At 59.6% G+C, this 20,465-nt stretch carries 20 protein-coding genes; 8 read left to right on the forward strand and 12 right to left on the reverse strand.

Annotation, left to right across the window (positions count from 1 at the left end; genetic code table 11):
* Positions 1-43 precede the first annotated feature (43 nt).
* Positions 44-976: an alpha/beta hydrolase gene (locus ASD54_RS21530; protein WP_062556615.1), complete on the forward strand. Its 933-nt coding sequence runs from the start codon at positions 44-46 to the stop codon at positions 974-976.
* A gap of 48 nt (positions 977-1,024) precedes the next feature.
* Here ASD54_RS21530 and ASD54_RS21535 read toward each other — a convergent pair whose 3' ends face one another.
* Together ASD54_RS21535 and ASD54_RS21540 are read right to left on the reverse strand one after the other, a co-directional pair.
* A complete protein-coding gene (locus tag ASD54_RS21535) occupies positions 1,025-1,747 on the reverse strand; it encodes an aspartate/glutamate racemase family protein (RefSeq protein ID WP_062556616.1) in 723 nt (240 codons plus the stop codon).
* 22 nt (positions 1,748-1,769) lie between these two features.
* Entirely contained in the window at positions 1,770-2,399 is a 630-nt protein-coding gene (locus ASD54_RS21540; protein ID WP_062556617.1) for a flavin reductase family protein, read from the reverse strand.
* A 129-nt stretch (positions 2,400-2,528) separates the two neighbouring features.
* On the opposite strand from ASD54_RS21540, the gene ASD54_RS21545 reads away from it, so the two are divergent.
* Entirely contained in the window at positions 2,529-3,206 is a 678-nt protein-coding gene (locus ASD54_RS21545) for a GntR family transcriptional regulator (RefSeq protein ID WP_062556618.1), read from the forward strand.
* 9 nt (positions 3,207-3,215) lie between these two features.
* Here ASD54_RS21545 and ASD54_RS21550 read toward each other — a convergent pair whose 3' ends face one another.
* The 7 genes from ASD54_RS21550 to ASD54_RS21580 all read right to left on the reverse strand — a co-directional run bounded on the left by ASD54_RS21550 (position 3,216) and on the right by ASD54_RS21580 (position 11,519).
* Positions 3,216-4,205, reverse strand: a complete 990-nt coding sequence (locus tag ASD54_RS21550; protein ID WP_062556619.1) for an ABC transporter ATP-binding protein — start codon at positions 4,203-4,205, stop codon at positions 3,216-3,218.
* On the reverse strand, positions 4,202-5,185 hold the full coding sequence (locus tag ASD54_RS21555; protein ID WP_062556620.1) for an ABC transporter ATP-binding protein: 984 nt from the start codon (positions 5,183-5,185) through the stop codon (positions 4,202-4,204). The genes ASD54_RS21550 and ASD54_RS21555 overlap by 4 nt, the downstream gene beginning before the upstream one ends.
* The gene (locus ASD54_RS21560) at positions 5,178-6,665 is read right to left on the reverse strand and encodes an amidohydrolase family protein (RefSeq protein WP_062556621.1); all 1,488 of its coding nucleotides are present in this window, start codon (positions 6,663-6,665) and stop codon (positions 5,178-5,180) included. The genes ASD54_RS21555 and ASD54_RS21560 overlap by 8 nt, the downstream gene beginning before the upstream one ends.
* The gene (locus tag ASD54_RS21565; protein WP_062556622.1) at positions 6,665-7,858 is read right to left on the reverse strand and encodes an amidohydrolase family protein; all 1,194 of its coding nucleotides are present in this window, start codon (positions 7,856-7,858) and stop codon (positions 6,665-6,667) included. The genes ASD54_RS21560 and ASD54_RS21565 overlap by 1 nt, the downstream gene beginning before the upstream one ends.
* 5 nt (positions 7,859-7,863) lie before the next feature.
* Positions 7,864-8,826, reverse strand: coding sequence for an ABC transporter permease (locus ASD54_RS21570; protein ID WP_062556623.1), 963 nt, complete (start codon positions 8,824-8,826; stop codon positions 7,864-7,866).
* Positions 8,827-8,844: 18 nt separating this feature from the next.
* Positions 8,845-9,813: an ABC transporter permease gene (locus ASD54_RS21575; protein WP_062556624.1), complete on the reverse strand. Its 969-nt coding sequence runs from the start codon at positions 9,811-9,813 to the stop codon at positions 8,845-8,847.
* 140 nt (positions 9,814-9,953) lie between these two features.
* Positions 9,954-11,519, reverse strand: a complete 1,566-nt coding sequence (locus tag ASD54_RS21580; RefSeq protein WP_062556625.1) for an ABC transporter substrate-binding protein — start codon at positions 11,517-11,519, stop codon at positions 9,954-9,956.
* 574 nt (positions 11,520-12,093) lie between these two features.
* Here ASD54_RS21580 and ASD54_RS21585 point away from each other — a divergent pair.
* The 6 genes from ASD54_RS21585 (at position 12,094) to ASD54_RS21610 (ending at position 17,808) form a co-directional block, all read left to right on the forward strand.
* Positions 12,094-13,113 carry an amino acid ABC transporter substrate-binding protein gene (locus ASD54_RS21585; RefSeq protein ID WP_062556626.1) on the forward strand — a complete coding sequence of 340 codons (1,020 nt, stop codon included), beginning with the start codon at positions 12,094-12,096 and terminating at the stop codon, positions 13,111-13,113.
* 65 nt (positions 13,114-13,178) lie between these two features.
* Positions 13,179-14,327, forward strand: a complete 1,149-nt coding sequence (locus ASD54_RS21590) for an ABC transporter permease subunit (RefSeq protein WP_062556627.1) — start codon at positions 13,179-13,181, stop codon at positions 14,325-14,327.
* Positions 14,328-14,329: 2 nt separating this feature from the next.
* A complete protein-coding gene (locus tag ASD54_RS21595) occupies positions 14,330-15,427 on the forward strand; it encodes an amino acid ABC transporter permease (RefSeq protein ID WP_082547351.1) in 1,098 nt (365 codons plus the stop codon).
* Entirely contained in the window at positions 15,420-16,871 is a 1,452-nt protein-coding gene (locus ASD54_RS21600) for an amidohydrolase family protein (protein WP_244484816.1), read from the forward strand. Before ASD54_RS21595 ends, ASD54_RS21600 begins: the two co-directional genes overlap by 8 nt.
* 80 nt (positions 16,872-16,951) lie before the next feature.
* A complete protein-coding gene (locus ASD54_RS21605; RefSeq protein WP_062556628.1) occupies positions 16,952-17,302 on the forward strand; it encodes an antitoxin Xre/MbcA/ParS toxin-binding domain-containing protein in 351 nt (116 codons plus the stop codon).
* 8 nt (positions 17,303-17,310) lie between these two features.
* A complete protein-coding gene (locus ASD54_RS21610) occupies positions 17,311-17,808 on the forward strand; it encodes an RES domain-containing protein (RefSeq protein WP_062556629.1) in 498 nt (165 codons plus the stop codon).
* Between the two features lie 117 nt (positions 17,809-17,925).
* Here the strand turns inward: ASD54_RS21610 and ASD54_RS21615 are convergent, their stop codons facing one another.
* From ASD54_RS21615 to ASD54_RS21625, 3 genes are all read right to left on the reverse strand, one after another.
* Positions 17,926-18,600 (reverse strand): 4-carboxy-4-hydroxy-2-oxoadipate aldolase/oxaloacetate decarboxylase, encoded by a 675-nt coding sequence (locus ASD54_RS21615; protein WP_062556630.1) that lies wholly within the window; start codon positions 18,598-18,600, stop codon positions 17,926-17,928.
* Between the two features lie 98 nt (positions 18,601-18,698).
* Positions 18,699-19,535: an ABC transporter substrate-binding protein gene (locus ASD54_RS21620; protein ID WP_062556631.1), complete on the reverse strand. Its 837-nt coding sequence runs from the start codon at positions 19,533-19,535 to the stop codon at positions 18,699-18,701.
* Between the two features lie 32 nt (positions 19,536-19,567).
* Positions 19,568-20,335: an amino acid ABC transporter ATP-binding protein gene (locus ASD54_RS21625; protein ID WP_062556632.1), complete on the reverse strand. Its 768-nt coding sequence runs from the start codon at positions 20,333-20,335 to the stop codon at positions 19,568-19,570.
* Between the last annotated feature and the right edge of the window lie 130 nt (positions 20,336-20,465).

Consider the following 20,465-nt stretch of genomic DNA (forward strand, 5'->3'; position numbering starts at 1 on the left):
GGGCGGGTCAGCCCGGAGTGAGGACAAAGCGGGGAGCAAGACTGTGCCACTCGAACAGAACATGGCGCTTGCCATCCAGGAAAATGCACGGCTGATCGAAGAGGATGGCGGTCAGCCTGCCGATCTCCTTTCGAGGCGTGCACAGTTGAACCGTCTCGCCCGCTTCTGGGCGGAAGGTGCACCTGCCATCGCGCATGTGGAAGACCTCACGATACCGGGGGAGCCTTCCCTGCCTGCCCGTCTGTACCGTCCGGAAGCTGAAGGTGATGCCGCCATCCTGTTTGTCCATGGCGGCGGCTGGCAACAGGGCTCCATCGACGCCAGCGACTGGCAGGCCCGTGGCCTTGCCGCAGCAAGCGGCCTGCCGGTCCTTTCCATATCCTACCGTCTTGCTCCGGAACATCCCTTCCCCGCACCTCTGCAGGATGTGGTCCGCGCCATCGAATGGGCCATGGTGGGCGGTGTTTTCAGGGGGAGGCCCTGCAACAGGCTGATGCTGAGTGGTGCATCGGCAGGTGCAAACCTGGCCTTGGGAGCATGGCTCAAACTACGGGATGAAGGTCGGCCGTTGCCGGTTGCGATGGGTCTGTTCTATGGCGTCTACGGTGATGATCTCGATACGCCAAGCTACCGGGAATTCGGCGACGGACGATTTGGCCTGCCGCGCGACGCCATGGCAACCTATTTCGCCGACTATCTGCCGGATCCGGAAATGCGCAACAGCCCCTATGCCGTTCCCATGAAGGCCGATCTTAAAGGCTTGCCACCCCTTTGGCTTGGAGTAGCGGAACTCGATGTCCTGCGCGATGATTCCCGTTGGCTCGCCGAACGCCTTGCATCATCCGGCACGACTGCCGAGGTGGTCGAATACGAGGGCATGGTGCACGGCTTCTGCGCACGGGCGCGCATGGTTCCCGCCGCGCAGTCCGCGCTGGCCGATTGCGGAAAATTCCTGCGGACAATTGTCGAAATTTAAGCCCCGCCGGCACAGACCGGCGGAGAAAAGGCGGACACCCTTTCGCCCTCAGGCGACGGCGGCCACCTCGGCATGCTTGATGCGGGGATAATCATAGGCGCTAACTTTTGAGGTGGTGTAGCCTGCCCCAACCAGCGCTTCCGCAAGCTTGATGGCGGCCGTTACGCCATCGATGACGGGTACCCCCGTTACCGTCTGCAGGCGCTCGCACAGCGCCGACATGCCCGCGCAGCCGAGAATAATGGCTTCCGCACCGTCTTCCTTTTTCGCGGCCTCGATTTCGCGGATCAGCAGGCGCTCGGCAGCGGCAGGGTCTTCTTCCAGACCCAGAACCGGCAGATCGATGGACCTCACCCGGCGGCAGTGACGATCTGCGCCATAATCACTGACCAGATCCTCGATGATCGGTATCGACCGCGGCAGCGTCGTGACGATGGAGAACCGCCGGCTGATGGTCATCGCCACCTGAATGCCCGCCTGACAGATGCCGATAACCGGCCCTTTTGCCACTTCACGTGCCGCATGAAGGCCGGGATCATCAAAACAGGCAAGCACATAGGCATCGACACCCTGCTTCTCACCCTTGCGGATTTCCGCCAGCATGCCCGGCACGGCCATGGCTTCGTCCGCGCCCCCTTCGATGCTGACCGGCGTATCCGTCGGATTGACGGCCGTGACCTGTGTATCCCGTTGCTTGACGCGCAACGCGCTTTCCAGCGCCTGGGCAGTCATGGATGCGGTCGAGTTGGGGTTGATCAGGCGAATATGCATGAAGTCGAACCTTTCAAAGACCTTACTGGTCTTGGGGCTTGATGAAATCGGATATCGGAGGAGCGGTCAGAACGAACTGGCGGTCCGAGGTGATGTAGTTGTCGGCATGCAGGCGAGCGATGGGCTGATAATGCTCCGGATCCACATATCGCCCCTCTGCATCCATGCATTCCGGACGCACATGCATGTGAACCACTTCGCCGAGAACCAGAGTGCGCCGATGGTAATCGATCAGGCGTTCCACCCGGCATTCGAAGACGCAAGGAGCCTCCGCCGGATAGCAGACATCGATCTGGCTGCAGTGCTTCGCTGTCAGGCCCGCCATGGCCAGTTCATCGACTTCCGTATCGAAACCCAGACCGCAGACCAGCATCTGCTGGGCAATCGTCATATCCACCATGGAAATCGCAAATTCCTGCGTTCGGCGGATATTGGCGACCGTATCCTTTTCCTCGCCTGAGAGGCGTGTCTGGATGCCCAGCACCACGATGGGTGGATCGTGCGAGAATACGTTGAAAAAGCTCATGGGCGCTGCGTTGTTGTGTCCGGCCTCAGAGCGGGTCGTGACCAGCGCAATCGGACGCGGGCCGATGAAATTTGTCAGCAGACGGTAGCGGCTCTGCGCCTCAAGCACGGTAAAGTCGAATTCCATAATTCAGTTCCTGCTGATGATATACAATATCGTTTCATATTGTCGACAATTCTGCAATCGAAATCCGCCTGTTACAGTTGACTTTTTCCGCCGTATCACGCTTCTCTAGCCCCGATCGGGAGTAAGGTGATGACTGAGGCAAACGGCCCTTCCACACAGCAGATTGTCGAGAAAGTCTGGCTTTCCATTGCGGAGCGCAGACTGCGTCCCGGCGTCCAGTTGAAAGAAGAGCAACTGGCCGGAATCTTCGCCGTCAGCCGTGCCCGCATCCGGCAGGCGCTGACGGTTCTGGAGCGCGATGGTCTTGTCACGATTGTTCCCAATCGCGGCGCCTTCGTATCCAAACCCTCGGTTGAAGAAGCTCGCGACGTGTTCTTCGTTCGCCGCACCGTGGAACGCTGCATTGTCGAACGCTTGTGCAAGTCGATTTCGAAATCGGATCTGAAGCGGTTGCGCGACCATGTCGCAAAGGAGCGGGTCGCGAACGCGCAGGACATTACCACGGATATCATCAAGCTCTCCGGCGGTTTCCATCTCTTGCTCGCCGAGACAGTCGGCTCTGATTTCCTGTTCACGACGATGCGCGATCTCATCGCACGCTCCTCCCTGATCACTGCCGTCTACCGCAACACCAATCGTTTCAACTGCGGTCCGGACGAGCATGCGGAAATCGTGGATGCGATTGCAGCCAACGATGCCGAGAAGGCGGTGCACCTCATGGCACACCATCTCGACCATGTTGAATCGGAGCTCGATCTCACCGAGATCCGTGATCTCTCGCACGACCTGCGCGCAGCGCTTGCCTGACATCGAAGTTCAGACAGGAACCGCATCCTCCGTGACCAGGTGACACGCCACCCGTGTGCCTGTAGCCAGCGTCCGCACGGCAGGCAATTCCGCCGAACAGCGGGCTGTCGCAATCGGGCAGCGGGGATGAAACGCACACCCGCTCGGTGGCTTCAGCGGGCTCGGCACCTCCCCTACCGCCGGTTCACGGTCGCGATTCGGCTCGGCAATATTCGGGATCGTCTGTAACAGGAGCTTTGTGTAGGGATGGCGCGGATTGGCGAACAGCTCTTCCGTTTCCCCTTCCTCCACGATCCGCCCGAGATACATGACCGCGATCCGGTCCGACATGTGTCTTACCACGCTCATGTCATGGCTGATGAAGAGGTAGGTCAGGCCAAGTTCATCCTGCAACCGCCGCATCAGATTGAGAACCTGTGCCTGCACCGAAACATCGAGCGCCGAGGTCGGCTCGTCGCACACCAGGAATTCCGGTTCGCTGGCGAGCGCTCGCGCAATGGAAATACGTTGACGCTGACCGCCCGAGAATTCATGCGGAAACTTCTCGCCATCGGACGCTGACAAGCCCACGATGCCCAGCAATTCCTCGACCCGTTCTGTTACCTCAGCCGCCGTCTTACGCAGCTTCAGTTCGCGCAGCGGCTCGGCAATGATGTTCTTCACCCGCCAGCGCGGATTGAGCGAGGCATAGGGATCCTGAAAGATCATCTGTGCTGACAAGGGGGCATTGTTGCGCCCTGGCGCGAAGCGGATTTCACCGGCGCTGGGCTTAAACAATCCGGTCACCAGCCGCGCAACGGTCGATTTGCCGCAACCGCTTTCGCCGACGATGCTGAGGCATCCGCCTGCCGGAACGGAAAAATCGATATCGGCCACCGCCCGCACGAACTGTCTTGGCTTGCGCTCGATCACGCGGTTGAGCCATGGCGCGGAAACATCGAATGTCTTGACCAGCCCGTTGACGGTCAGCGCCTGTGGTTTCTTCGCCGTCTGGTTCATGCGGTTCCTCCTGCGTTCAGCCAGCAGGCGCTGGCGCCGTCACCCGCGGCAATGAGTTCGGGGCGTTCGCGAAGACAGCGTGGACCTGCCTGCCGACAGCGCGGATTGAAGGCGCATCCGGGCGGTATCGCATTCAGTCTCGGCATGGCGCCATCGATCTGGTTCAACTTGTGAACGCGGGCGCCAAGAGACGGGATGGAAGCCATAAGCCCTTGCGTATAGGGGTGGCGCGGCGAATGCAGCACCTGCTCGACAGGGCCGATCTCGATCAGCCTGCCCGCATACAGCACAGCCACCCGGTCGGCGGCTTCGGCAATCACGCCCATGTCGTGGGTCACGAGCATCACCGCCGTCTGCTTTTCCTTGCACAGGCGACGCAGCAGCGAAATGATCTGCGCCTGAATGGAAACGTCAAGCGCCGTTGTCGGCTCGTCCGCGATGATCAGTTTCGGCGATGCGGCGAGCGCCAAGGCAATCACCACACGCTGGCGCATGCCGCCGGAAAACTGGTGCGGATACTGGTCGAAACGCTCGTCTGGCGAGGGAATGCCAACATCACGGAGCAGTTGGATGGCCCGGGCGCGCGTCTCGGCACGGCCGAGCGGCAGATGCTGGCGGATGGTTTCGGTCAACTGCGCGCCCACTGTAAACAGCGGATTGAGCGAGGTCAGTGGGTCCTGGAAGATAGCGCCGATTTCCCGACCACGGATCTTCTCCATCTCCCGATCCTTCAGCGTGTCGATCCGCCGCTCACCGAGCCACACCTCTCCGCCGGCAATGCGTCCGGGCCGCTCCAGCAGTCCCTGGATGGCAAGGCCGGTCATGGATTTGCCCGCTCCGGATTCGCCGACCACGCCAAGGATTTCGCCGGGACGGATCGAAAGGCTCACATCGGAAAGAGCGGTGACGGTGCCGCGACGGCCGGGAAATTCCACTTTCAGATTGCGGACATTGATGACCGCCTGCTGCATGTCAGCCATGGGCCTTCTCCACAATCGGGTAGCTGGGTGGAAAAATGTCGGAAACCGGAGGGTTGCCGTAGCTACGCTCCGGATATTTTGCGATCAGGCGATCATATTGCGCTTGAGCTTGAACGCGGGCTGTGTGCATGTCCATGCCAACCACCTTGCGGGATGTCATGGACACCCGCCCATCGACGAAGACTGCACGGGTCACCTTGCCCGATCCGCCCGTCACCAGCGTCGTGATCAGATCGATGGAAGGTGCCATGATCGCATCGTCCAGATCGAAGACCGCGATATCGGCGCGTGCACCCACCGAGAGGTGACCGAGATCGTCACGGCCAAGCGCACGCGCGCCGCCAATGGTCGCCGCGTCGAACAGATCTGCAGAGCGAAGCCTGTCGGGCGCACCATCGGCAATGCGACCGGTGATCAGGCCGACCAGCAGGTTCATAAGCATGTCCGGCGGTGTCGTATCCGTTCCCATGGCAATGTTGATGCCGCGCTTGCGGCAGGCGGAGAAGGAATTGAGAATGCTGCCGCCACGACCCGACACCAGCGGACAATGAACGATGGAAACGCCGTGGTCCGCGTAGAGCGCAAGATCCTCTTCCGTCGCATTCGTGGCATGCGGCGCAATCAGCCGCTCGTTCAACAAACCGGCCCTGGCAAGCCAAACCGGAGCGGTCGTTCCGTGCAGCTTGCGCACAGTTTCCACTTCCATGGCACCTTGCGCCATATGCAGACGGAACTTGCAGCCGAGATCGCGCGCCGCCGCATCGGTACGCTTTATCAGTGCCAGCGTCGATGTCTCCACGCGGTCCGGTGCCAGCACGCCACGGACGAGATCGCCGTGGCGACCGTTCTGCCTCTCGATATAGGCAATGGCGTCCTTCAGTCCCTGAAAACCGCGCTCCTCATCGAAGACCGGAACCATCTGGCCCGGAGCTTCCAGCACCATGCCACCCGAGCGATAGGCGGGGCTGAGATAGACCCGCAGGCCAAGCTCGCCAGCCGCATCGGCGGCAGCATCGAATTCAGCGACGGTCTCGCCCCACTCCCGGTAGAACAGTGATGCGATGGGTGCCGCGGTCGTAATTCCGTTCAGTAGCAATTGCCCGAAGGCGAAACGTTTCTGGAACGCCAGTTCCTCCGGGGTGTACATTTCATAGGGACCGGCCTCCACATAGGAGCGCGGCCACACGCGGCCTTTCGCCCAGCCGGGATGATGATCTATGCCCAGAATGGTCGTGTCGAGATCGGACAGTGCATCGAGATCGATCAGGCCGGGGCTGATCAGCGCGTTGCCATAATCGATGCGGCGCGCCACTTCGCCCGGAAAGTCGTGGCCGACGAAAAGGATTTCTCCGTGTTCGAACACCACTTCACCGTTGCGCAACAGGCAGTGCCGACCGTCTTCATGACCGACTACCCAGCTTGCTGTGACAAGTGTACGACCTTCGGGACGTCTTCCGAGATCCTGAGACAGATCGTCCATCACGGCATCTCCACGATGGCCTTGCCCTGACGGGCAACAACGCGGCCACCCTTGACCACCATGGGCCTCGGCGCGACATCGACAACCGCGTGGGCGAGCGTCTCACCGGTCAGCAGCGTGAAATCGGCGTTGCAGCCAATGGCGAGACCATAATCCTTCAACCGCATGACATCGGCTCCGCCTTGCGAAACGACATGCAGCACATGCGCAAGTTCAATATCTGAGCGCAGTCCGTTTTTCATGCCGATGATCTTGGCGCGGTCCAGCATGTCGGGCTGGCCCCATGGACCCCAGGTATCCTGAATGCCATCGCAGCCGCCGCCAACCCGCACACCCGCTTCCTTCAGCCTCATGATGGACGGCACCGTCGCCGAGGGTGCGCCTGTCGTCAGGATCGCAACGTCGAGCCGGGCAATCTCGTCGATCAGCTTGCCGACGCGTAAGTAATCGTTCATGCCCAGCGCGAAGGCGTGGCTGATGGCAACACGACCTTCCATGCCATTGGCGCGGATGCGCTCGAAGATCAACTCCATGGTGAAGGCGCCCAGATCGCCTGTCTCATGAAGATGGATGTCGATGTCGACCCCATGCTTCACCGCCAGCGCAAAGAGAATGTCCAACTGGCCTTTGGGGTCGCGATCAATCCCACAGGGATCGATACCGCCCAGCACTTCACAGCCCTGACGCAGCGCCTCGTCCAGAAGCTCCACAGTTCCCGGCATGACCATGACGCCTGACTGCGGAAAGGCGACGATCTCGATATCGATGATGCCTTTCAGCGCATCACGGGTCTGCCAGACACCTTCCACCAGAGACAGGCCATGGGTCGTATCGATATCGACATGGCTTCGAATATGGCTAGCACCGTTTGCGGCAAGGCCGATGGCGTGACGCATGGATTGCCGATGCGGATCAATGCCGATTTGCTTGCGGTTTTCGCGCTCGAAGTCGATGCGGCCGCGCAGGATCGCAGCGCGGTTGTTGACGTGCCAGGGCTGGCCCCAGGTCGTCTTGTCGAGATGAGTATGGGCGTCGATGAGGCCCGGCGCAATGATCGCCCCCTGCCCGTCCTCGACAGGCATTGCGCCGTCAGCTTCAAACGTTCCGAAGCCCGCAATCTTGCCGTTCCTGATGAGGATGTCGCAGCTTTCGCCAGCCATGGGCCGGACATTGCGCAGAAGAAGGTCGTGCATGGGGCTTACCTCAGTTTCGGATTAAGGGCATCGCGCAGCCAGTCGCCGAGCATATTGACGGTGACGACCAGAAGGCAGAGCTGAATGACGGGGAAGAGGACGATCCACCAGGAACCGGAAAACAGGAACTGGTTGCCGATGCGGATCAGGGTGCCAAGCGATGGCTGGGTCGGCGGCATGCCGATGCCCAGAAACGAGAGCGTCGCTTCCGTCAGGATCGCCATGCCGAAATTCAGCGTTGCGGCGACCATGATTGGCGTCAGCGTGTTGGGCAGAATGTGCAGCATCATGATGCGGCGTGCAGGAACGCCGATCAGTTTGGCCGCAGAGACATAATCCTTGCCGCTTTCGACAATCGCCTGCGCCCGCACTGTACGGGCATATTGAACCCAGGCCGAGAGCGAGATGGCAAGCACGAGAACGGCGGAGGCACCCGCCTCCCGCAAATGTTCCGGCAGCATCTGCCGCACCACCGTCGAGACCAGAATGGCAACGAGGATGGTGGGAATAGAGAGCGTGATATCACCGAAGCGCATCAGCAGATTGTCGATAAAACCGCCGAAGTAACCGGATAGAAGGCCCGCCGTCATGCCGATGATCAGGGACAGCACGACGGAGGCAACGCCGATGACGATGGAGATGCGCGTGCCGTACAGAATGGCCGACAGCATGTCTCTCCCTTGCGTATCGGTGCCCAGAAGATAGGGCCACTCGCCGCCTTCGATCCAGACGGGCGGCAGCTCCGCCTTCCACATGTCTAGAGACGCGCCGTCATAGGGATTTTGCGGAGCAATCAGCGGCGCGAAAATGGCCGCAAGGACCAGGATCATCAACACGAAGGCGCTGATCTGGGCGGGGCGGCTGTTCCTGAACGACCACCAGATATCGCTGTTGCGGATACGTGTCAGAAGTGGCGGGCGCGCTGGCCGGCTTTCTGTTTCGCTCTTGGTCGTTTGCACGAGAGTCATCGAACTCGGATCTCCAGGTTAGCGCGCGGTGCGCAGACGCGGATCGATCACCGCATAGGCGATATCGACCAACGTGTTCAGCACGACGAAGATGAAGGAGATGATGCAGAGATAGGCAGCCATCACCGGCATATCGAGGAATGTCACCGCCTGAATGAACAGCATGCCCATGCCCGGCCACTGGAACACGGTTTCCGTGATCAGCGCAAAGGCAATCAGGGATCCGACATTCATGGCCGTCAGTGTTACGACCGGCATGAGACAGTTGCGGAGCGCATGGCGGAAATAGATGCGCCAGCGCGGAATGCCGCGGGCGCGGGCAAATTTCACATAATCCGATCTGAGAACTTCGAGCATCTCGGCTCTCACCAGCCGCATGACGAGCGTGATCTGGTAGAGCGACAGTGCAATGGATGGCAGAATGAGCGCAGCGCGGCCGGAAGAGGTCAGAAGACCGGTGGACCACCAGCCAAACTGCACCACTTCGCCGCGCCCGAAGGAAGGCGCCCATCCAAGAATAACGGCAAAGACCAGAATGAGCAGGATGCCGACCACGAAACTCGGCAGCGACACCCCGATGATGGAGAGAAATTGCAGGCTCTCCGTATACCATTTGCCGCGCTGGATGGCCGTAATGACCCCAAGGGGCAGACCAATGACGAGCGACAGGAAGGTCGCAACCAGCACCAGTTCGAGCGTTGCCGGAAAGCGCTCCGCAATCAGCGGCAGAACCTGCTGGCCATTCCGGTAGGAGACGCCGAAATTGCCCTGAACCGCATCGCCAACGAAACGGACATATTGCGTCAGCATACTGTCGTTCAGGCCAAGGCGCTCGCGCAGCGCATCCTTGTCGGCCTGCGATGTCTGCTCGCCCACCATCAGTTCGACAGGATCGCCCGCGAGTTGGAAGATCAGAAAGGCAAGCATGGCAACGGCAAGCATCACCAGGATCGCATTCCCCAGGCGCTTGATGATAAATACCAGCATGGGAACCTCTTAAACGGCCACCCTCGGAGAAGGACCGGAGGGCCTGATCGGTCATATCGAGGGGAGGCAGGCCATCTGCGACCTGCATGTGAATGATCGAGGCGCGTCTGAACCACGCGCCTCATTCATTGCCCAACCTCTTACTTGCCCATCTGCGTCAGCCAGTGACGCGGCTTGTTGTCGGCACGGAAGTCGACACTCTTGACCGAACCCAGCATGGCCCAGGCTATCGGCTGCTGATGAAGCGGAATGAGAATAACCTCATCCTTGGCGATCTTCAGCGCCTTGCCTTCAAGCGCCAGCCGCTTGGCATTGTCCGGCTCCTGCGCGGCAGCCGCCACCAGCTTGTCCAGTTCAGGATACGACCAGTTGCCATAGTTGGACACGCCCATGGCGCCCTGCTTGGTGGACAGGATTTGCGCCAGCATCGAATAGGCATCCAGCGTCGGCTCGTTCGCCCAGCTCAGGTTGAACATGTCGGCCTTGCCGGCGCTGCGCTTCGGCGTCTGGACTGCGCGTGGCGCGATATCGATTGTCGGGTTGAAGCCGCCGCGCTTCATCATGTTGGCAATGCCCGAGCAGATATCTTCTTCGTTGATGCTCTCGTCGTTCATGCAGGTATAGGTGAAGGCAAGGTTTGTCTGACCAGCTTCCGCCAGAAGCTTCTTGGCAAGCTCCGGATTGGACGGGGCGAAGGTGTCGAGTGATTTGTCATAGCCTGCAATTTCCGGAGCGATCAGTGAGCCGGATGGACGGGCAAGGCCACGCATGACCTTCTTGTTGATCAGGTCGCGGTCGATCGTCGCTTCAACGGCCTGACGGACGCGGATATCGTTGAACGGGTTGGGGCGGCCGTCCTCAAGCTTTTCCTTGCGGTTGAAGTTGAGGAAGACGGTGCGCAGTTCGGTGCGCTTCTTCACCGTAATGCCGTTCGACGATTCCAGTCGTGGAAGATCCTGGATCGGGGCGCTGTCGATCAGGTCGATCTCGCCGGACAGAAGGGCTGCAACGCGGGTGGCCGCCGAAGCGATGGGCACGAATTCGATCCGATCGAGATTATGCTTCTTCTGGTCCCACCAGGCTGGGTTGACGACGAGCACCGTCTTGCTGTCCGGCACGCGGCTTTCCAGCTTGAACGGACCCGTGCCGTTCGTGTGCATGGTGGTATAGCCTTCCGTCTTCGTGGCAACATCCGTCGGCTTCTCGCTGTTGTTGGCCTTCAGCCAGCCCGCGTCGAAGATGAAGATGTTGGTGATGTCGTTGAGGAAGAGCGAGGTTGGCGCGGAGACGGCGATGTCGACTGTGTAGTCATCAACCTTGGTCACGCCTGCAAAGAGCGGAATATTGCCGCGAAGCGGCGATGTGGCATCGGAGGTACGCTTGAAAGAGGCCACCACGTCATCGGCTGTGAACTCTGCACCATCGTGGAACTTCACGTCCTTGCGCAGCGTGAAACGCCATGCCTTGCCATCGATCAGCTTCCACTCGGTGGCCAGCGCAGGCTCGATCTTGAAGTCGGGCCCATAGCGAACGAGACCTTCATAGACGTGATTGAGGAAGGCGAGGTTCGACGTGGACGGAACCGAATAGGGGTCCAGCGAAAACAGATCGGCGCGTCCGCCCCAGCGAAGTGTTTCTGCGCTGGCTGGAACGGCGATGGCAGCCGCAGCCATTGCTGCGAGGATAAAGCTTTTCACACGGGACATGGGTTCCCCTTTTTGTTTGTCGTGTATGAGCCTGTGCGGCCATGAACCCCAGGCAGCGCGAGTATTGTTTCACAGGCTTACATTGTCAATTATATTGTTGACAATTATTGCAGTCAAAGTTGGCTCATATCGGTCGACAAAGAATTTTAGAGACGCTCGCTGCGCGAACAGCGGCGCCGCTTCCGCGTCACCATGCTCTATCAAAAGGCGGTGCGAACGAACCTTGCCATTGTGCCCTGCGACCAGTCTCTCCCCTCGCGGCGATCCTGTCCGAGGAGGTTCTGGACAATGTCCGCAACTCTTCATGCCCAAGGCTATGGGCGCCTTCACCCCGGGGAACGCCACGTTAGGCGGCCATCTTGTCGATATTCTTGATCAGAAGAATGTCATCTAAAGCCATCAACTCGGGCTTGCAGTAGTGAGATATCACGAAGTATATTATAAATGTCCTATGGCTTCGGGTAACCATTGCCAACACAAGAGAGTCATTGTAGACAATTGTGTATGCATTGCCATGGGTCTGGCAGGGAGGAGCTGCCAAGGGGAATGTAGACAATCTTTTTGGGAGGAAAGAATGAAAAAACAGACTTTGGTTGGCTGCGTGGCCGCTGTTCTCGGTTTCATGGGGGCAAGTTTCGCGCATGCGGATACGCTCGATACCGTCAAGAAGCGTGGCAAGCTGGTGTGCGGCGTCTCGCTCGCATCGCCCGGTTTTGCGGCACCGAACGACAAGGGCCGCATGGAAGGCTTCGACGCCGATATCTGCCGTGCCGTCGCTGCTGCCGTTTTTGGAGACGGCGAGAAGGTCGAATACATCCCCACCAATATCAATACGCGCTTTCAGGCGCTGCAATCGGGTGAAATCGACATCCTGTCCCGCCAGACGACCGTGACCTTCACGCGTGAAGCGTCGCTCGGCATCGATTTCGGACCCGTGGTTTTCTATGACGGTCAAGGCTTGATGGTTTCCAAGTCGCTCGGCGTCAAAAGTGCTGCCGAACTGAAGGACGCCGCGATCTGCACCCTGCCTGGCACAACGACGGCACAGAACCTCACGGATTTCTTCAGCAAGCTCGGCGCCAAGTTCGAGATCGTCGTGTTCGAGAGCCCGGATGAAAACCGCGCCGCATTCTTCAGCGGCCGTTGCGATGCAATTTCGTCCGACCGCTCGGACCTTGCCTCGATCCGTGCCGTTTCCAACAAGCCGGACGATTATGTCGTTCTGCCTGAAACCATCTCAAAGGAACCCCTGGCGCCTGGCGTTCGCCAGAACGATTCCAACTGGCGCGATATCGTATCCTGGTCCGTCTGGATGCTGATGGCCGCCGAGGAAAAGGGTATCACCAAGGCCAATGTCGATGAGAAGCTGAAGAGCGAGGACCCGGAAGTGCTTCGCATGCTCGGCGCGTCTGACAATCTCGGCGAGATGCTGAAGCTCGACAAGAAGTGGGGCTACAACATTATCAAGTCGGTCGGCAACTACGGCGAAGTCTTCGATCGCGCATTGGGCGAAAAGACCAGCCTTGGCATGACCCGCGGCCCCAATACCCCGTGGAATGCTGGCGGCCTGCTCTACGCACCTCCTTTCCGTTGAGACCGGTTGGCGCCCGCCTGGCGGGCGCAGCCATCCCTGGCAGTTTTCCGGACGGAGGGCTTTGAATGGCTCTGCTGCATGATGCGCGCTACCGCGCGCTCTTCTATCAAGGGCTGACAATCTGCATCATCGGTCTGATCGCGTGGTCCATGTTTGCCACCGCCAGCCACAACCTGGAAAGACAGGATATTGCGACCGGGTTTTCCTACCTGTCGCGACAGGCAGGCTTCGTCATCAGCGAAACCACCATTGCCTACCAGCCGACCGATTCTGTTTCACGCGCTCTATTGGTTGGTCTTGCCAACACCATCAAGGTCTCCGTCCTCGCGGCCTTTTTCGGAACCGTGCTGGGGCTTCTCGTCGGCATTGGCCGCATGTCACGCAATCCGCTTCTGCAACGGCTGATGCTGCTTTATGTCGAGGCGCTGAGAAACGTGCCGCTGCTGCTGTACCTGTTGTTCTGGTATGCGGTCATCATCAATGTCCTGCCCCCGGTCCGTGCGGCACTGCCTGTCCTGCCGCATGTCTACCTGTCAAACAGCGGCCTTGCCATTCCTTCGGTCGAATTCGTGCGGGGTCTTGCGCCGACTGTCGCTGCCCTTGCAATTGGCCTGGTTGGCGCATTCCTCATCCGGCGCCTGTCACTGCACCGTCGGCTGACGACCGGAAAACCGAACCACGGAACGCTTCTTGCCCTCCTTGCAATCGCGGCACCGATCGTACTGCTGATTGTTCTGGACGGGATTTCGCTGAAGTTCGGCCTGCCGGAACAAGGCCGCTTTCGCCTGACAGGCGGCATGCAGGTCAAGCCGGAATTCGTTGCCCTGCTGTTCGGGCTCACGCTTAGCGTATCGGCCACCGTGGCAGAGATCGTGCGTGCCGGCATCCAAGCCGTCGACAAGGGCCAATGGGAGGCAGCAACCGCGCTCGGCCTGCCAAGACGCCGGACCATGCGCCTCGTCATCCTGCCGCAGGCATTGAGGCTCATCATTCCGCCTTTGACCAATACCTATCTCACCGTTTTCAAGAATAGCTCGCTGGCCATCGCCATCGGCTATCCGGATCTTGTGATGGTCTCGAATACGGTCATGAACCAGACCGGGCAGGCCATGGAAACCATTGCGATCTTCATGGGCGCCTATCTCGGCCTGTCCATCGCGATCTCGCTTTTCATGAACTGGTACAACACCCGGGTTGCCCTGAAGGAGCGTTGATCGTGACGGAAATCCAGCTCGTCCTTGGCGCGTCCACGCCCAGCCGTTTGCCCCCTCCGCGGCGGCACGCTCTCTGGCGCGATCTTTTCGGTACGCCCGGCAATGCCCTGGTCACGGTGCTCAGTGCCGTCGCCATCATGGCGATCGGATGGTTCGCGATCCGTTGGCTGTTTCTGGAAGCAACCTTTTCCGGCAGGCCGGAAGACTGCAAGGTCGCCACTGGAGCCTGTTGGCCATTCCTCACGTCCAAACTTCGCTACATGGCATTCGGCTTCTATCCCTATGAAGAACAGTGGCGACCCATGCTGGCGCTTCTCGGGTTCTTCTGTGCCGCCATCGTCTCCATGGTGCCGCGGCTGTGGAGCATGCGGCTCTTGCTTGTCTGGCTCGTCGGCATCCTGCCGGTCCTCTATATCCTGATGGCAGGCGGCGTGTTCGGCCTGCCATCCGTGCCGAAAACCCAGTGGGGCGGCTTGCCGCTTTCCTTCATGCTGTCCTTCGTCGGACTTGCCTGTGCGCTGCCGCTCGGCATCCTGCTTGCCTTGTCGCGCGCGTCAGAACTCCCGGTCATCCGGGTTCTGGCCACCAGCTTCATCGAAATCGTCCGCGGCGTACCGCTGATCAGCATTCTCTTTATGGCAACCGTCATGCTGCCGCTGTTCATGCCGGAGGGCGTCACCGTCGACAAACTTTTGCGTGCCCAGGTCGCCATCATCATCTTTGCAGCCGCCTATATTGCAGAAATCGTGCGTGGCGGCTTGCAGGATGTTCCAAAGGGACAGATCGAGGCAGGCGCCTCTCTGGGTCTCGGCTACTGGCCGATCATGTTCAAGATCGTGCTGCCGCAGGCGATCAAGAAGGTCATCCCTCCCCTCGTCTCGCTTTTCATCGGCTTTTTCCAGGACACGACGCTGGTCACGATCGTCGGTCTCCTCGATTTCCTCGATACCGTCCGCTCTGCCATGCGTGATCCTGTCTGGCAGGGCATCGCCGTGCTCGAAGGATATGTCTTTGCCGCCGCGGTCTACTTCGCCTTCAGCGCCCTGATGGGAGCCTATAGCCGCTTCCTCGAACGTTATTTCAGGACAACTCATGACTGAACAAATGACCAAGCCCATACACGTCATCCGAAACATCGAGACTATCGTCGCTTTTGATCCGCAGACCGGCGGCCATGCCTATCTCTCAGATGGTGATATTGCCTTCGACGAGGCCAGCATCCTGCATGTCGGAGGTCATTACGACGGACCGTTCGAACGTGAAGAGCATGGCAAGGACACAATGCTGCTGCCCGGTCTCGTCAACATCCATTGCCATTCGGACGAGGAACCGCTGTCGAAAGGCATTTTCGACGACATGGGTACCCCTGCCCTGTGGGGTCAGGCGATGTATGAATATTCCACGCTGGTCGAGATCAGCGAGGAAGCGCTTGAGGCGTCCCTCACGATCATGCTGGGCGACCTGATCCGTAGCGGCGTGACAACGCTTGTCGATATTGCCGGTCCGCACGACAAATGGCTTCCGACGCTCGTAAAAAGTGGTGCTAGAGCCTATGCCGCACCGGGCTTTCGTGAGGCGCGCTGGCATGTGGAAGACAGCCGCCGCCTTGATTACCATTGGGACAGTGCCAAAGGACGCGAAGCCTTTGCACGAGCGCTAGCCTGCGTGGACGAGGCAGAGGCACATCCGTCAACGCGCCTCGGCGGCATTCTGGCGCCATCGCAGGTGGAGACCTGCTCGCCCGAACTCCTGACCGAAGCGATGGCAGCTGCCAGAAGCCGCAACATTCCAATCACTCTCCATGCGGCCCAGACGATGGCGGAGCATGAGGAATTGCTGCGCCGGACAGGACTGACCGCCGTGCAATACCTCGACAGGCTCGGCATTCTGAACGAGCGCCTCATCCTCGGTCACTGCATCTTCCTCGACAGCCATTCCTGGACGCGGCAGCGGACAGAGATCGACATGCAGCTTCTGGCCAGGGGCGGCACGACGGTTGCCCATTGCCCGGTCACGTTCTCCCGAAGCGGGATGATCCTCGAATCGATCGGCAAATACCGGCGAAACGGCATCAATGTCGGGATCGGAACCGATACCTATCCTTACAACATGCTGGAGGAGATGCGCCGCGCCCTGATCTGCTCGCGCATTGCCGGCAAAAGCGTCCATGACATAAAAACTGCCGATATCTTCGAAATGGCCACTTTGGGGGGCGCGAAGGCACTCGGTCGGACAGATATCGGCCGCATCGCCGTCGGCGCGAAAGCGGACTTCTCGCTGATCGATCTCAACCACTCCGCTATGCAGCCGGTCTATGATCCCCTGCGCAATCTCCTGCATTGTGCGGCGGAACGGGCGGTTCAGGCCGTCTACGTCGATGGTCAGTGCATCGCAAGGGATGGCAAGCTTCTGGGTCTCGATTACGACGGTGCCGTCCACGTGATGCGCGATGCCCTGGTCTTCGCAAAGGAGCGCATTCCGGCAAACGACCCGCGCGGACGATCCCTGTCGGAACTTGCGCCGCTGTCGCTTCCACCTAAATAGATCCTGATAGGCATTGAATGCCGCTGATATTGACGCTATCTTGCGTCTATGTCGGCGGCATTACCTAGAGGGAGTGGACCATGGGCCTCACCCAGTATGCAGATGATGGATTGCTTGCACCCCGCAAGATCGCGGATGCATTTCGCACGACCAGTGAAGAGATCGCGCGTACGGCGGGACTCGGAAAGGACGCAGTCCAGCGCAAGGACCGTGTTCGCTCGGACAAGACGCAGCGACGGCTGCGCGAGATGGTCGAGATCGTCAACAAGGTCGAACGGCGTTTTGGCTCGGCCTTGATGGCCTACGCCTGGTATCGCTCCGAGCCTCTCTCCGGCTTCTCCGGCCAGACTGCGATGCAACTGGTCCGCGACGGTCGTGCCGACGAGGTGCTTGACTATATCGACGCGGTCGACGCCGGCGTCCACGCATAGTCTCGTCGATGCATTATCAGGGGAAGCTCTATCGGGCGCTTAATCCGGTCTATGCCCGTGAGCCTTTGTCGGGACGTGGCGCGGAATTCTACGGCGGACGCTTCAATCCGAAAGGCGTACCAGCCCTTTACACATCTCTGACAATCATGACAGCCCTCAAGGAGGCCAACCAGGTCGGCACTCTCCAACCGACGACGCTGGTTTCCTACGATGCCGATATCGACCCTGTTTTTGACTGCCGTGATGATGCGGCCGTTCGGGCGCAGGGAATGGATGCGGCAGCACTGAGCGATCCTACCTGGCGTGACCAGATGAGGGTTTCGGGCGAAGCGCGCACACAAACATTCGCACGTCACCTCGCTGCCCTCGGCTTTTGCGGACTGCTCGTGAAGAGTTTCGCACCTGCGGCAACGGATGATGATCTCAATCTCGTTCTTTGGGCGTGGGGCAGCGCAACGCCGAGCCGCCTCGTCCTGATCGATGACGAAGACAGGCTGTCACGGTAGTCTGCGTGCGAGGAACCGGTCACAGGTGCGTTGCCCGGAAAGGGCGAACGGGCGAAGGTCATCCAGACCTTTCACCATGGGAAAAGCGCCGTGGTTGCCGACCGGTGTGGCCGCCGATCAGATATCGACGACCAGACCTTTTGCCTTCAGCACGGCTTCCAGGTTGGAGACTTCCACGACTGACTTTCCAGCCTTGTAGGCAGCGATATAGCCTGCTTCGGCATCCTCGCGGGCCTGCGAAAGCTTTGCGACGTCCGCCACCTCGTCGCGGCGTACCACGACCAGACCGTCTGCATCTCCGACAATGACATCGCCCGGATGGATGATCTCACCGCCGACGATGATGGAATCGTTGGTCGTGCCGAGGGTCTCCTTGACGGTGCCCTTGATGCAGGTGCTGAGCGAGAAGACCGGCAAGCCTAGTTCGCGAAGCTGCAGCGTGTCGCGCACGCCGGTATCGGTCACAAGACCACCGATACCCTTTGCAAGGCAGGCATTGGCCAGCACGTCGCCAAAGGATCCAGCCTCTTCGTATTCACCGGCTGAAACGACGATGATGTCGCCCGGCCTGGCATAATTGATGGCAAGCTGCAGCATGATGTTGTCGCGCGGCGAGGATTTGACCGTGAAGGCCGGGCCGCACAGCTTCATGCGATAATCTACCGGCTTCAATCGCGACGATAATGCACCACGACGACCCTGCGCTTCATGAATGGTTGCCGGAGAGAACTTTGCGAGCGCCTCGATATCGGTCTTCGATGGGCATTCTGCGATGTCTTTTATGTGGATCACGTTAGAATTCCTCGCACGGATACCCGTGGCGGCAGAACCATCTCCACCGCCATGAGCATCGTCATTTTTTCAGTTGAGTTGGGTCCCGGCCGTCCGGCTTACGGGATGGGGTCGAATTTCAGTTCGGCAAGCGGCACCACCTTGTCGGTGCGCGTCATCTTGTAATCGGTGTTCGGGCCAAGCCACTTGTCCCAGATCTGGTTGAGTTCACCGGAGGTATCGAGCTTGCGCAGAACCTCGTTGATCTTGGCCGTGAGCGCCGGGTTATCCTTGGCCATGCCGATGCCGATCGGCTGATAGAGCATCGGCTCAGGGATCATCCGCATTTCCTTGCCCTTGGCCTTCGATTCCATGACCAGCTTGGTCGTGGTCATCGTGTTGGCAACCATGCCGCGCGCCTTGCCCTGCTGGGCGGCGAGATAGGCCGAGGCAGTGTCCTGGAAAGTCAGCGGATCGGATTTGTTGAGCTTGATCGACATTTCCGATGTCGAGCCTTTGGTCGATGCCAGGCGCTGGCCTTCGAAATCGGCTTTGCTTTTGCCGGGGTCATCTGCCGGAACGATCAGCATTTCCTTGGCGAGGTAATAAGGGTCGCTGAACTGGATCTGCTCGGCGCGGCTCAGCGTATAGGCGAGGTTCGCAACAGTGATATCGACGCGACCGAGTTTGACCTCGGGAACGCGCGCCTCGACGGAAACAGGCTTGATTTCGACCTTGACCCCCAGCGCCTTGCCAATCGCATTGCAGAGATCGACGTCGAAGCCTGCCATTTCACGGGTCTTCGGATCCGGCGAGGCGAAGGGAGGTACGTCGGCAAAGGTTGCGCAACGCAGCGTCTTCGACGACATGATGGTGTCGAGTTGGTCTGCCTTGGCCGGCGAGATGGCTGCGGTACCGGCAAGTGCCGCCGCCAGGGTGATGCATTTCCAGTTCATTGCTGCTCTCCTTTGTTTATTTGTTTTGGATTTCAATGGCGCAGGTCAGCGAGGAAGCGCTGCGCACGGGGATGGCGAGGCGTCTTGAAGAACTCCTCCGGTGGAGCCGTCTCGAGAATTTCGCCCGCGTCGATGAACCAGATGCGGTCGGCAACGTCTCGGGCAAAACCCATTTCATGCGTAACGCACAACATGGTCATGCCTTCGGCAGCCAGGCTTTTCATCACCGCAAGAACCTCTCCGACCATCTCTGGATCAAGCGCACTGGTCGGCTCGTCAAACAGCATGATCGGCGGTTCCATGGCGAGTGCCCGGGCAATTGCCACGCGCTGCTGCTGGCCACCGGAGAGCTGTCCGGGATAGGCGTTCGCCTTTTCGGCAAGTCCGACCCGATCAAGCAGTTTCAGTGCCTTGGCGCGGGCCAGATCCGGTGCGACGCCTTTCACGCGAATGGGCGATATCGACACGTTCTCGATGACCGAGAGATGCGGGAACAGGTTGAAGCTCTGGAAAACGAAGCCGATGCTGCTGCGCAAAAGATTGAGCTTTTTCGCTGGCATCGCTGCGTGAATATCCTGACCGTCGAAGACGATCGAACCGCTATTGATCTCTTCAAGACGGTTGATCGTGCGGATCAGGGTCGATTTTCCCGAACCGGACGGGCCGCAGATTACCACCACCACGCCGCGTGCAACCGTGGCATTAATGTTTTTCAGAACAGGGTGATCACCATAGCTTTCGTAGACGCTGGACAAGCGGATGGCCGGGGCCTGTTGAGATGTGGATGCGGGCATGGTCATGGCTGCTCCGAAAGGATTTTGGACGGCGCCAGGGTCGCGGCCGCCGACGCTCGCTTCACCTATCGCGGCGAGGATGTCGTCCAGACCCTCGAAGGCATCTGCCGAAAGACCGGCTATCCGAAGACGATCA

Origin of the sequence: Rhizobium sp. Root149, from assembly GCF_001427345.1 — a bacterium.
GTDB classification, from domain to species: Bacteria; Pseudomonadota; Alphaproteobacteria; order Rhizobiales; family Rhizobiaceae; genus Neorhizobium; species Neorhizobium rhizoryzae.

Coding starts and splice junctions, on each gene's coding strand:
- ASD54_RS21535 (WP_062556616.1), bottom strand. CDS start 1,747: ATGCATATTCGCCTGATCAACCCCAACTCGACCGCATCCATGACTGCC.
- ASD54_RS21540 (WP_062556617.1), bottom strand. CDS start 2,399: ATGGAATTCGACTTTACCGTGCTTGAGGCGCAGAGCCGCTACCGTCTG.
- ASD54_RS21545 (WP_062556618.1), top strand. CDS start 2,529: ATGACTGAGGCAAACGGCCCTTCCACACAGCAGATTGTCGAGAAAGTC.
- ASD54_RS21550 (WP_062556619.1), bottom strand. CDS start 4,205: ATGAACCAGACGGCGAAGAAACCACAGGCGCTGACCGTCAACGGGCTG.
- ASD54_RS21555 (WP_062556620.1), bottom strand. CDS start 5,185: ATGGCTGACATGCAGCAGGCGGTCATCAATGTCCGCAATCTGAAAGTG.
- ASD54_RS21560 (WP_062556621.1), bottom strand. CDS start 6,665: ATGGACGATCTGTCTCAGGATCTCGGAAGACGTCCCGAAGGTCGTACA.
- ASD54_RS21565 (WP_062556622.1), bottom strand. CDS start 7,858: ATGCACGACCTTCTTCTGCGCAATGTCCGGCCCATGGCTGGCGAAAGC.
- ASD54_RS21570 (WP_062556623.1), bottom strand. CDS start 8,826: ATGACTCTCGTGCAAACGACCAAGAGCGAAACAGAAAGCCGGCCAGCG.
- ASD54_RS21575 (WP_062556624.1), bottom strand. CDS start 9,813: ATGCTGGTATTTATCATCAAGCGCCTGGGGAATGCGATCCTGGTGATG.
- ASD54_RS21580 (WP_062556625.1), bottom strand. CDS start 11,519: ATGTCCCGTGTGAAAAGCTTTATCCTCGCAGCAATGGCTGCGGCTGCC.
- ASD54_RS21585 (WP_062556626.1), top strand. CDS start 12,094: ATGAAAAAACAGACTTTGGTTGGCTGCGTGGCCGCTGTTCTCGGTTTC.
- ASD54_RS21590 (WP_062556627.1), top strand. CDS start 13,179: ATGGCTCTGCTGCATGATGCGCGCTACCGCGCGCTCTTCTATCAAGGG.
- ASD54_RS21600 (WP_244484816.1), top strand. CDS start 15,420: ATGACTGAACAAATGACCAAGCCCATACACGTCATCCGAAACATCGAG.
- ASD54_RS21605 (WP_062556628.1), top strand. CDS start 16,952: ATGGGCCTCACCCAGTATGCAGATGATGGATTGCTTGCACCCCGCAAG.
- ASD54_RS21610 (WP_062556629.1), top strand. CDS start 17,311: ATGCATTATCAGGGGAAGCTCTATCGGGCGCTTAATCCGGTCTATGCC.
- ASD54_RS21620 (WP_062556631.1), bottom strand. CDS start 19,535: ATGAACTGGAAATGCATCACCCTGGCGGCGGCACTTGCCGGTACCGCA.
- ASD54_RS21625 (WP_062556632.1), bottom strand. CDS start 20,335: ATGACCATGCCCGCATCCACATCTCAACAGGCCCCGGCCATCCGCTTG.